Below are 11,936 nucleotides of genomic sequence, written 5' to 3' on the forward strand. Positions count from 1 at the left end.
CGGTCGTCAGTCGTCGATCGAGAAGGCGGCCGAGAGTTCGAAGCGTGAGCCGGGATGTGTCAGCCAGGCGTGCGAGACGAGGCGGGAATGGCTCCATGTCCGGCGCGTCATCCGCAGTACCGGTTCGGAGTCCGATAGCCCGAGCATGCTGTGCGTTTGCGCGTCGGGCATCTCCGCGCGAACGCGATGTTCAACCCGCTCGAGCGGCGCGGTGCGCGTCAGATATTCGTTCGGCGTCGTCTGCGTGAAGTCCATCTTTCCATAGTCGGGGGCGGCCGAAGCGAGCACAAAACGCTCTTCGAGCTGGATCGGGAATTCCGCTTCGTGATGCACGATGATCGAGTGGAACAATTTTGTCCCGACCGGCACTTCCAAAAGCGCCGCCATTTCGGCATTGGCCCGGATCTCGTCATTCTGCACGACACGGGCACGATAAACATGGCCGCGCTCGCGTATTTCTTCCGCAATATTACGGATTTCGATCATCTGGCCGATGGGCTTCGGCTCCGCGATGAACGACCCGCTGCCTGCGCGGCGAACCAATATGCCCGCGGCCTGCAGCTCGCGGAGGGCTCGGTTCGCGGTCATGCGCGATACGTCGAACTGCTGCACCAGTTCAGCTTCCGAAGGAACACGGTCGCCGGGCTTTAAGTGGCCGTCCCGAACGGCGTCGCAAATGCTTTGCTTGATAGCCGCATAGCGTGGCGCAGCGCGGTTGTCCTTGTCCTCGGCTTTGCCTGGCCGGGAACCAGCTGGTCTCTTTGAATTGTTTGAACCGCTTCCGGCTGTGCGAGGGCTGAAATCCATAACCCGTCTATACAGGTTGGTGCGGGGAAATTCCAAGCGGCTGAACGGGCGAAGGAAAAAATATCATGTCCCCGGTAAACCCGCCATTTCGGCCGGCGTGATGACAGGCTCGTTGCGGTCCTTCCGCTCCGAATAGCGATCCACGAGCTGGTCGGCATGGCCGCGCGTCAGCACGGTGAATCGCACCAGCTCCTCGGCAACATCGACGATGCGGTCGTAATAGCTCGACGGCAGCATGCGGCCCGCCTCGTCGAACTCGGCATAGGCCTTGGCGACGCTCGACTGGTTGGGGATGGTGATCATTCGCATCCAGCGGCCGAGAATGCGCAGCGTGTTGACGCTATTGAACGACTGCGATCCTGCCGAGACTTGCATCACCGCCAGCGTGCGCCCCTGCGTCGGGCGCAGACCTTTATAGGCGAGCGGCAGATGGTCCACTTGCGCCTTCATGATCCCGGTGATCTGTCCGTGCCGCTCGGGGCTGCACCAGACCTGGCCTTCCGACCAGAGCGAATGCTGGCGCAGTTCTTCGACCGCCGGATGATCGTCGTCGGCGATCAGGTCGGGAAGCGGAAGGTCGGACGGATCGAAGATGCGCGTTTCGCAGCCGAACAGCTGGAGCAGGCGCGCGGTCTCCTCGACGACGAGCCGCGAATAAGAGCGCTCGCGCAATGATCCATAGAGCAGGAGGATACGCGGCGCCGGGTCGAGCGGACCCAGCCCGAGGCCGGGACGCGACCGGATATATTCGGGGCTCAGCGCCGGAAGATGGCCGGGTTCGGCGAGCTTGCGCAAGCGGGAGAAGGTTGGGGCGGTCATGTAGGTCAGTCTTTCGCGGGGACAGAGGCCGGAAACCAGCGGCGTCCGAACCAGAAGGCGACGTTGACCAGCAGGATAAGTACCGGCACCTCGACGAGCGGACCGATGACCGCGGCGAAGGCGACCGGGGACGCAAGGCCGAAGGCGGCGATGGCAACAGCGATCGCGAGTTCGAAATTATTGCCCGCGGCCGTGAAAGCGACCGCGGTCGTGCGCGGATAATCGGCTTCGATGAGCTTCCCCATCCAGAAGCTGATGACAAATTGGACGACGAAATAGATGGTCAGCGGGATCGCGATCCGCACGACGTCGCCAGGAATGGTGACGATCTCGCTTCCCTTGAGGCTGAACATTGCGACGATCGTGAAGAGCAGCGCAACGAGCGTGATCGGCGCGATCTTCGGAAGGAAGCGCGTCTCGTACCAGTCATTCCCCTTCGCGCCGGCCAGTATCTTGCGGGTCAGGAAGCCGGCGAGGAACGGGATGCCGAGATAGATCAGAATCGCCTCGGCGACGGTCCAGAAGCTGACGTCGATCACGCTGCTTTCGAGCCCGAAGAGCGGCGGCAGCACGGTCAGGAAAAACCAGGCATAGACGCTGAAGAAGAGGATCTGGAAGATCGAGTTGAAGGCGACGAGCGCCGCGACATATTGATTGTCGCCCTTCGCAAGCTGGTTCCAGACGATCACCATCGCGATGCAGCGGGCGAGGCCGATGAGGATCAGGCCCGTCATATATTCGGGCTTGTCGGACAGGAAGATCACCGCGAGCGCGAACATCAGCACGGGTCCGATGATCCAGTTCTGGATCAGCGAGATCGCGAGAACGCGCTTGTCCTCGAACACCCGCGGCAGCTCTTCATAGCGGACGCGCGCGAGCGGCGGATACATCATGAGGATCAGGCCGATCGCGATCGGGATGTTGGTCGAACCCCAGGAGAGGCTGTCGATCGCGGCGGGGAGCCCGGCGAAGGTCAAGCCGAGCAGCACCCCCAGCGCCATCGCGAGGAAGATCCACAGGGTCAGATAGCGGTCGAGAAACGAGAGACGTTCGCGCTTCGGTTGCGTCATCGTATCTCTCCTCAGGCGCCGACGCGATTGCCGGCGTCGTCGACGACCTGCTCGCCGTCTTCCTTGGCAAAGGCGCCGCGCTGCGCCGCTGGAAGGAGATCGAGCACCGCTTCCGAGGGACGACAGAGCTTCACGCCGAGCGGCGAGACGACGAGCGGCCGGTTGATCAGGATCGGATGCGCCATCATCGCGTCGATGAGGGCGTCGTCGTCTAGGCCCGGATCGCCGAGACCGAGATCGGCATAGGGCGTGCCCTTTTCGCGGAGGAGGTCGCGCGGAGCAATGCCCGCCCGTGCGATCAGTTGTTCAAGCAGCGCGCGCGACGGGGGCGTCTTTAGGTATTCGACCACATGCGGTTCGATGCCAGCGTTGCGGATCATGGCGAGCGTGTTGCGCGACGTGCCGCATTCGGGGTTGTGGTAGATGATGATGTCGGTCGTCATTCGGTGGACTCCGCCTGGTGGCTCGCGCCCTCGGCGCGGCCGATTTCCTTGAGCTTCCGGTCCATGGCCATTTCGTCGATGTTGTCGTGCGGAAGCGCGAGAAACAGCGAGATGCGGTTCGACAGATAGTGGAGCGCGCGTTCGAACGCTTCCCGTTGACCCGAACCTTCAACCGCGGCCGGGTCCTCGATCCCCCAATGCGCGCTCATCGGCCTGCCAGGCCAGATCGGGCATGTCTCGCCAGCGGCATTGTCGCAGACGGTGAAAATGAAATCGATGCCGGGGGAATCCGGGCCTGAGAATTCATCCCAGCTCTTCGAGCGCAGGCCCTGCGTTTCAAAGCCGAGTTCCTTGAGCAAAGCGAGTGCCTGTGGATGCACGTCGCCCTTCGGGAAGCTGCCTGCGCTATACGCGCGAAACCGTCCTTCGCCCGCCCGGTTCATCAACGCTTCGGCGAGGATCGAGCGCGCGCTGTTGCCCGTGCAAAGAAACAGCACATTATAGGTCTTGTCGGTCATCGGCGACTCCTCCTTGAGGTCCAGCGTGCGCGAATAGGCGCCCGCGTTGAAATTCGTTCGGGCAATTGACGGCGATCTATTGTCGGAAGGCGCGAGCGCTCAACAGCAGGCCAGTTCGGCGAGCAAAGGCTCGCAAAGCTCTGGGCGGCCTTGGCAGCAGTCCTTGGCGAGAAAGAGCATCAGACCTTTCAGCGTGTCTATTTCGGTGCGCTGGATAATCTGGCGTCCGCGCTTTTCGGATTTGACCAGGCCTGCCTTCGCCATGACGGCGAGGTGGGTGGAAAATGTGCTCTGCGTCAGGCCCGAAGCCTCGACGAGTTGGCCTGTCGAAAGCCCCTCGGGTTCATGCTGAACCAGCAGGCGGAACGCCTCGAGCCGAGTAGGATGGGCCAGCGCAGCAAGTGCGGCAAGGGCAGTGTCGGTGTTCATGCATCGGGATTATTCGATTGATTTGCCGGCGTCAAGACCTATCGGAAATACACGATGAATAAGAGGGGCGCGTGCTGTGCTCTCGGGCCGCGAATGCCGAAACGGACGTAGTACCTTGCATGCCGGAACGTGGCGGGCCAATCTGGCAAAATTCTATTCCGAGGTGGCTGCAAACATGAAAGTGCGTCAAATTGTCATCGCGGACGCACCGGAAGTTCAGGCAATTTACGCACCCTATGTAGCCGCCACCACCATCTCCTTCGAGGAGGTGCCGCCGGACATTCTGGAGGTTGAAAGGCGAATCGCCGCCCTTCTGCCCCACTATCCCTATCTGGTAGCCGAAGTGGACGGGCAGGTTGTCGGCTACGCCTACGCTTCCGAGCATCGGACACGCGCGGCCTACCGGACCTCGGTCGACGTAACAGTCTATGTCGCGCCCGGCGCACAAAGAAGTGGCGTAGCGCGCGGTCTATATTCTCGTCTGCTGCCTGCCGCAGCAAGCCGAGGCTATCACGCTGCTTTTGCCGGCATCGCGCTGCCGAACAAGGCGAGCGTTGCGTTGCACGAAGCGATGGGTTTCGAACCCGTAGGCATATATCGTGAGGTCGGACGAAAATTCGATGCTTGGCACGATGTCGGTTGGTGGCAACGTCGGCTTTGAGCGGCTGAAACTCTCCAAAGATATCCGAGCCTTCGCTCTCCCCGTTTTCAAACCAGATCTGACATAGTTTACCTAGGCTGCGAGTTGCATTGCCCGCTGTTTTTCAGCGCCGTGCACCAGCAGTCGTTCGATCTCGTCGGATGTTCGCTCCACCGCCAGCTTTAGCGCTTCATCGATATGGACATAGTCCTGCGTCACATTCTGCGAGGCATGGCCCAGCATGGCGCGGATCGTGAGTTCTGAAAATCCGAGGTCGCCGGCAACGCTTCCGAAGGTGTGACGAAGCGTATGCGGCGTGACGCCTTTGATCCCTGCCAGGCCGCACACCCGCTTCAGGCACTCGCTGACCGCGGTAAATGGGCCGTCGCCGACCGCCGATGGAAACAAGTGCGGGTTGCCGGCAATCTCCGCCTGCGCTTCGAGCACACGGATTGCGGCGGGCCCAATCGCACGAATTTGCGCGCCGCCCTTGGTATCGGGAAACATGACATAGCCGCGATCGGAGTGCAGCCAGCTGCGGTGCATCGCTTGGCCTTCCTGACGGCGATAGCCGGTCAGGAGCAATGTGCGCAACACGCCAAGGGCGATCGGATTTTCCCCGCCAGCCTCGGCATAGGCGATTGCCTTTCCGAGCATCTCGATCTCGGCGGCGCTCAGGCGCCGGGTTCTTTTCTTTCCAGCGAGTTTCTTGGCCCCAAGCGTCGGATGGGTTTCGAGCAGGCCCTTATGCTTGGCATGGCCGAGGATCGCCTGGAGCGTGCCGACGCAGCGACCCGCCACGCCGGGGCCACCGGTTGCCTTTCCGCCACGCCCTCCCGTCCTGGGCTTTGCAGTCTTGCCGTTCTTTACGTCGGTCTGCATCTGCTCGACGATCGCAATTGTCAGATGCTTGACGATCCGGTTGCCGATCAGTGGGCCGATATGCGTGCGGATACGGCTCTCATCCAGATCGAGCGACGATGTTTTGATGGGGACGTTCTTCCGGCCGAGAATGTTCCCGGCCCGAGCCTCTTCGAGATACCAGCTGCACATCTCGGAAACCGTCATACCCTTGCGAACCTGGCGGACCTTGTCGGCAGGATCTTCTCCAACAATGACCTCAGCCAGTTTCAGTTTCGCGAGATCGCGAGCCCGGTCGACAGTCAGCACGCCAAATCGTCCGAGGTTCATACGACGCTTGATGCCCTCGGCATTTCGATACTGGACGACAAAGGTCTTGATACCCGACGCCATGATCCGAAGACCGAAGCCCTTCACCTCGGTATCCCACAGAATGACTTGTTTCGCTTTTGGCGGAACGAGGGCGTCTATGGCCCGCTTGGTCAACTTCACTATCGGCATGCGCACCTCCTGTTGGAGACACAGCCTCGAAAATCGTCCGTGTCTCCAATGTGTCTCCAAATTCGCGGAAAAAGGGGACGGCCGCAGGATACATTAGGTCGAATAGGTTTTCAATAAATTGCGTAAAAATAGGGGGATAGCGTAGTATCGGAAGGTATCGAAAAGGTAGATCGGCAAGTTGGCAAGGTTGGGGTCGAGGGTTCGAATCCCTTCGCCCGCTCCAGCGCGTCTCTGCGATGCAGAGGCCAAATCTACGCTACTGTACTATGAAGCCGAGCGTTTTGTACCGATTGTCTCCAGAAATGGGCAAAATTGTCTCCAGTTGCTAGTATTAACAGAAGGTTCGGGTCGAAGGTTCGAATCAGGCGAGCCTTTGGTGAACACGGCATTGCTGGACACCTTCGTCTCTACAGTTAGATGGCCTGCGCTCGCTCGTCTCCGGAGAGCGCGAAGCATCGGGCTGATAGAGGCGGGTAGTCGAATGTCGTCGCGGTGCGCGGGACAAGCGCGCCGTCGACCACGGGAGGGCGTACTGGACCTTCGGCTCTGCGCATTTCGCCATTGCCAAGTACCGTCATTGCGAGACGGGTGGCTGATCCCGATTTCCGGGCCATCCCGCAAATCATGCGCATAAATGTTCGGTACCGTTGGCCGAGAGAATTGCATGAAACAAATCACGATAATTCCCTTTGATGACGCTTTGGATGCGAGAGCGTTGCGTATCTCGCAACGCTGATATCCCCCTAGGCAATAACGGTGGCGGACCGCTTTCTCCTAAATCGAGCCGAGATTTGGAGGGCGAAGACAATGAAATTTGTAGTTCCACTGGTGGGGTTCGCGATTCTGGCAACCGGCACAGCGCACGCGCAGCCGCAAGAGGGCGAAACGTCCAGCGACGATATCATCGTGACGGGAACCCGTGCATCGGGGCGCGCGGCGCTTGAGTCTTCGGCGCCCGTTGATGTTGTGAGCGGGGAGGCGATCGCCGACACCGGCTTCCCCGACTTGGGCCGCGCGCTGAACTTCCTTCAGCCGTCGGTGAACTTCGCGCGGGCCGCGACCACCGCGACCGCGGCCAATACCAAGCCCGTTACGCTCCGCGGCCTGTCACCCGACCAGACGCTGGTGCTCGTCAACGGCAAGCGACGCCACGCCAATGCGGTGTTGAACGTCAACAACAGCATCGGGCGGGGATCGGCCGCGGTCGATCTCGACACCATTCCCGAAAGTGCGATCGAGCGGATCGAAATATTGCGCGACGGTGCCGCCGCGCAATATGGATCCGACGCGATCGCCGGCGTCGTCAACATCATCCTGAAGTCCAATTCAGGGGGAGCGAGCGGCGAGCTGTTCGGGAGTATCACCGAAGAGGGCGACGGCGAGACCGCTCTTGCCAGCGCCAGCGCGGGCTTTGGTCTTGGCGACGGCGGCCACCTGACGGTCAGCGTATCGGCGCGGCACCAGCAACCAACCAACCGGGCCTTCGTCGATCAGCGCTTTAACCGGATCACCTATCGCATCGGCGATCCCGAGGCGTCGGTTGCCAGCCTGGCGATCGATACCGCGCTGCCGCTTGGCGAGGCGCTCGAGCTTTATGGTTTCGGTACGCTGACCCGCAAGACGTCCAATAATGGCGCAGGCTTCCGCGTGCCCGGCTTTTCGCCCATCCACCCGAACGGCTTCCTCCCCATCATCGAGCCACGGATCTGGGATATTGGCGCGACGGCCGGTCTGCGCGGTGAATTTGGGGATTTGAAGGCCGATCTTAGTCAGGGGTTCGGATCCAACAAGGCCGATTTCCGCGTTTTCGACACCGCCAATGTCTCGCTGGGATCCGCCAGCCCGACCACGTTCGATTCGGGTGGGGTGACCTATCGCCAGTATGTGACGGACTTCACTCTGACGCTGCCGCTCGATGGCGTTTTGGCCGGCGGCAACATTGCCGGAGGGGGGCAGTATCGCCGCGAGACCTACACGATCCGCAGCGGCGAGCCGAACGCCTATTTTGGTACGGGAGCCGACGGTTTTGCGGGCTTCAACCCGCGCAATCCAACCCGCGAAAGCCGCAATGCCTGGGCGGCTTTCCTCGACGCCGAACTGCGTCCCGTGAAGCCTTTGCTGATCGGCGGAGCGGTCCGCTACGATCATTATGGCGACTTCGGCGGCAAGACCACCTGGCGCGCCACGTCGCGGCTCGAACTGATGGAAGGCGCCGCGGTTCGCGCGACGGTGGGGACGGGGTTCAAGGCGCCGTCGCTGCAGCAGCAATATTTCAGCGCAGTCCAGGGTGCGCTCAGTGCAGGGCGGCTGGTGACGGTCGGAACCCTGCCGGTCGGCGATCCCGTCGCGCGCGCGCTCGGCGCCCGCGACCTCAAGCCTGAACGGTCGCGGAACTTCACGGCGGGGCTGGTTGTCGGGCCGATCGAGGGCTTTTCCTTCACCGCCGACTATTTCCATATCCGGATCAAGGATCGGATTGCGCTTAGCGAGCAATTGGGCGGCGCCGCCGTCGTCAACATATTGACCGCGGCGGGGATCCGCAATTTTCAGCAGGTGCGCTTCTTTACCAACGCGATCGACACGACGACACGCGGGGTTGAAGTCACTGCGCGCTGGCAGGGTGACTTGGGACCTGATACGCGGCTGTCGCTGGCTGCCGGATATGGCTGGTTCGACAGCAAGCTCGACGCGCTCCGGCCGAATCCGGTCCTGCCGGCGCTGCCGCTCCTCAACCAGAAATCGATCCTCTTCGTGACCGACGCGCAGCCGAATTCGAAATTCACCTTTCAGGGCAGCCTGACGCATGGCAATTTCGACTTGGGGGTCAATGTTGCGGCCTTCGGAACCTACACGTCGCAGCCGCTCGCGGCGGTGCAGACCTTTGGCGGGAAAGAAACGATCGACGTGTCGGCCGGGTACAAGATTCTGGATGGCGTGCGCCTCGGGTTCGGGGTGCAAAATTTGCTTGATGCCCGCCCCGACACGATCAACGATCAGGCGTCGGTGATCGCTGCAACGGGGGGCAGCTTTCCGACGGGTGAGGAAACGCCGATCGGCCTTAATGGCCGCACCTGGTATGCCCGCCTGACGGCGCGCTTCTGATGATCGGGCGGCGCGACCTGCTGCATGGGGCGATGGCGCTGGCCGCGAACCGCTTTCTGGCGGCAGGTCAGGTCACGTCGGCGGCGAGTCCGCGCCTCGCGCACGATCCATTTGCGCTCGGCGTGGCGTCGGGTGAGCCCGCCAGCGACGGTTTTGTGTTATGGACCAAAGTGGTCGGGCTGACCGGGAATGTCCGGCTCGGCTATGAAATCGCCAGCGACGAAAATTTCCGCGCGATCATCCGTTCGGGCCATGTCGATGCGCCGGTGGGGCGCGGCGGCGCGGCGCATCTGGAAGTGCGAGGGCTGCCGCCGGGGCGCCCGTTTTTCTATCGCTTCCATCTGGGCGATGCAGTCAGCCGCGTCGGGCGGACGGCGACTATTGCTGCGGATCCTGCGCGGTTGCGCCTTGCGCTGACGTCGTGCCAGCATTGGGAACAGGGCTGGTTCAGCGCCTATCGCGACATGGTCGAGCAGGACGTCGACGCCGTCCTGCAGGTCGGCGACTATATATATGAAAAGTCCTTTGGCAGCGGCCCGAACGTCCGCGCGTTCGGCACGCCCGACCCGCTTACGCTGGGCGATTATCGCGCGCGCCACGCGCTCTACCGCACCGATCCCGACCTTGCTGCGGCCCATGCGGCAATGCCGTTCATCGTCGCGTTCGACGATCATGAGGTCGAGAATGACTATGCCGGCGTAGATGGCGGCATCACAGCCGATCCAGCCGCCTTTCTTCGCCGCCGCGCCGCGGCCTGGCAGGCCTATTTCGAGCATATGCCGCTACGCCCTTCGGCGTGGCTGCCCGCCGACGGCGCCCTGCAACTCTATCGCCGCTTCCGCTGGGGCCGTCTTGCAACGGTGCATATGCTCGACACACGCCAGTATCGCAGCAGCCTGCCCTGTCCCGGCGAGAAGCGCGGCGGGCAGGTGGTGCGGGCTTGCGATGCGGTAGCCGACTCCCGGGCGACAATGTTGGGCGCGCGGCAGGAGGCATGGCTCGACGCGGGGCTCGCGCGCGAACGAAGTATCTGGAGCCTCGTTGCGCAGCAGACCTTGTTCTCGCGCCTCATCCTGCCGCAAGGCCCCGACGCCCGCTGGTCCGATATGTGGGACGGTTATGAGGCGGCCCGCAACCGCGTGCTGACCAGTCTCGCGCGGCCGACGGTTCGCAATGCGGTGGTGCTCGGCGGTGACGTTCATTCCTTCTGGCTCAACAATGTCCTTGCCGACTTCGGCGATCCGCGATCGAAAATCGTCGCGAGCGAGGTGGTGACGAGCTGTCTGGCCTCGCGCAATGGCCCCGCCGCCTTGTTCGACGGGGCACAGTCGCGCAACCCGCATGTCCGCTATCACGACAATCGTCATGCCGGTTATGCCCTGCTCGATATCGTGCCCCAACGGATTGACGTCGACCTGCTTGCCGTAGCTTCGCTGGTCGAACCTGCGGCGCCGAGCTTCTCGCTCGAGCGGCGCTCGATCGAAGCGGGGCGGCCGGGTTTCGCCTGACTTCGGACTGCGGCGCTTGCGCCGTTGCTTCCGGTGCAATTACCATTCGATTCTGGCCGTTTGATCGGCACCCCTTCTGCGCCGACCCTGTCCTGCAACCCGTGTCGTGCGCCCGCCGCGTCGACACGCAACGGGCAGGGGACAGACATTGCAGAGCGCCGGAGCCGTCAGCCTTGTTATCGATCGTGTAGGGGATCATCCCGGCACGTTGACGGTCATCCGCGATAGGCCGGAAATGCCGCTTGCGACCGGACAGGTCCGGCTTGCCATCGATTGTTTCAGCCTTAGCGCGAATAATCTGACCTATGCGCTGCTCGGCGATCGTCTTGGCTATTGGTCGCTTTTTCCTATGCCCGAACCATGGGGCATGGTCCCGGTGTGGGGCTTTGCAACGGTCGTCGAGACCCATCATGCGGGCGTTGCCCAGGGCGAACGGCTTTATGGCCTATGGCCGATGGCCTCGCAGGCGGTGATCGAGCCGGGGCGGATCAATGCGCGGCTGATCGTCGATAATTCGCCCCATCGACGGTCGCTTCCACCCGCCTACAACAGCTATTTCCGCGTCGCGGCGGACCCGATCCATGCGCCCGGGACCGAGGATCGGCAATCGGTCATCCGCCCGCTTTTCATCACCTCTTTCCTGCTCGACCGGCTGGTTAGGCAGACTACCGCATGGGGCAGCGACACCATGGTCGTGACCAGCGCATCGAGCAAAACCGCGCTCGGCCTTGGCTGGCTGCTGCGGCGCAATCGCCCCGGCGTCCGGACCGTCGGCCTCACATCCGAGCGCCATCGCGCCGCGGTTAACGGTCTCGGTATTTTTGATGAGGTGGCGACCTATGACGCGCTGCCGACCGTAGCCGACGCGGCGATCGTCGATTTTTCGGGGAACCAGATGGTGCTCGACCGCCTGCGTGGCCGGTCGCGGCCCGTCCATCTCTGCCGGGTCGGCATGACCCATGGGCAGGATGCGGGCGAACCGAACGCAGATACACCCGGCGAAGAATTTTTCTTCGCGCCCGACGCCATCATCGCCGCGGTGGCCGAACTCGGTCCGGCGGGCTTCGATATCGCGCTCGCCGATGCCACGCGCGATTTCATCGACGCGTCGCGAGGCTGGCTGACGATCGATGCCGTGTGCGGCGCCGATGCCGTGCGCGATGCCTGGTCGCGCGTCCGGTCCGGCCATGGCGATCCAACCTCGGCGATTGTCGCATTTTTATAATCAGAAGCAAAAA

Annotated in this window: 11 protein-coding genes; 4 read left to right on the top strand and 7 right to left on the bottom strand. The window is 62.3% G+C overall.

The window, feature by feature from the left end; all coding sequences use genetic code 11:
- Window positions 1–6: 6 nt before the first annotated feature.
- The 6 genes from hutC to IR187_RS10870 form a co-directional block, all read right to left on the bottom strand.
- On the bottom strand, window positions 7–807 hold the full coding sequence (gene hutC / locus IR187_RS10845; protein ID WP_194954620.1) for a histidine utilization repressor: 801 nt from the start codon (window positions 805–807) through the stop codon (window positions 7–9).
- Between the two features lie 63 nt (window positions 808–870).
- Window positions 871–1,626: an arsenical resistance protein ArsH gene (arsH, locus tag IR187_RS10850; RefSeq protein WP_194954621.1), complete on the bottom strand. Its 756-nt coding sequence runs from the start codon at window positions 1,624–1,626 to the stop codon at window positions 871–873.
- Window positions 1,627–1,631: 5 nt separating this feature from the next.
- Window positions 1,632–2,696, bottom strand: coding sequence for an ACR3 family arsenite efflux transporter (gene arsB, locus IR187_RS10855; protein ID WP_194954622.1), 1,065 nt, complete (start codon window positions 2,694–2,696; stop codon window positions 1,632–1,634).
- An 11-nt stretch (window positions 2,697–2,707) separates the two neighbouring features.
- The gene (arsC, locus tag IR187_RS10860; RefSeq protein ID WP_194954623.1) at window positions 2,708–3,139 is read right to left on the bottom strand and encodes an arsenate reductase (glutaredoxin); all 432 of its coding nucleotides are present in this window, start codon (window positions 3,137–3,139) and stop codon (window positions 2,708–2,710) included.
- Window positions 3,136–3,657, bottom strand: coding sequence for an arsenate reductase ArsC (locus IR187_RS10865; RefSeq protein WP_194954624.1), 522 nt, complete (start codon window positions 3,655–3,657; stop codon window positions 3,136–3,138). The genes arsC and IR187_RS10865 overlap by 4 nt, the downstream gene beginning before the upstream one ends.
- Before the next feature lie 99 nt (window positions 3,658–3,756).
- Window positions 3,757–4,086: an ArsR/SmtB family transcription factor gene (locus IR187_RS10870; protein WP_194954625.1), complete on the bottom strand. Its 330-nt coding sequence runs from the start codon at window positions 4,084–4,086 to the stop codon at window positions 3,757–3,759.
- A 115-nt stretch (window positions 4,087–4,201) separates the two neighbouring features.
- On the opposite strand from IR187_RS10870, the gene IR187_RS10875 reads away from it, so the two are divergent.
- The gene (locus tag IR187_RS10875) at window positions 4,202–4,747 is read left to right on the top strand and encodes an arsinothricin resistance N-acetyltransferase ArsN1 family B (protein WP_228765797.1); all 546 of its coding nucleotides are present in this window, start codon (window positions 4,202–4,204) and stop codon (window positions 4,745–4,747) included.
- A gap of 72 nt (window positions 4,748–4,819) precedes the next feature.
- Here IR187_RS10875 and IR187_RS10880 read toward each other — a convergent pair whose 3' ends face one another.
- On the bottom strand, window positions 4,820–6,088 hold the full coding sequence (locus tag IR187_RS10880; protein WP_194954626.1) for a site-specific integrase: 1,269 nt from the start codon (window positions 6,086–6,088) through the stop codon (window positions 4,820–4,822).
- An 807-nt stretch (window positions 6,089–6,895) separates the two neighbouring features.
- On the opposite strand from IR187_RS10880, the gene IR187_RS10885 reads away from it, so the two are divergent.
- The 3 genes from IR187_RS10885 (at window position 6,896) to IR187_RS10895 (ending at window position 11,923) form a co-directional block, all read left to right on the top strand.
- A complete protein-coding gene (locus IR187_RS10885; RefSeq protein WP_194954627.1) occupies window positions 6,896–9,190 on the top strand; it encodes a TonB-dependent receptor plug domain-containing protein in 2,295 nt (764 codons plus the stop codon).
- Window positions 9,190–10,698 carry an alkaline phosphatase D family protein gene (locus tag IR187_RS10890; RefSeq protein WP_194954628.1) on the top strand — a complete coding sequence of 503 codons (1,509 nt, stop codon included), beginning with the start codon at window positions 9,190–9,192 and terminating at the stop codon, window positions 10,696–10,698. The genes IR187_RS10885 and IR187_RS10890 overlap by 1 nt, the downstream gene beginning before the upstream one ends.
- A gap of 208 nt (window positions 10,699–10,906) precedes the next feature.
- The gene (locus IR187_RS10895) at window positions 10,907–11,923 is read left to right on the top strand and encodes a DUF2855 family protein (protein ID WP_194954629.1); all 1,017 of its coding nucleotides are present in this window, start codon (window positions 10,907–10,909) and stop codon (window positions 11,921–11,923) included.
- Window positions 11,924–11,936 lie beyond the last annotated feature (13 nt).

The organism is Sphingopyxis solisilvae, from assembly GCF_015475875.1.
In the GTDB taxonomy this organism is placed as follows: Bacteria; Pseudomonadota; Alphaproteobacteria; order Sphingomonadales; family Sphingomonadaceae; genus Sphingopyxis; species Sphingopyxis solisilvae.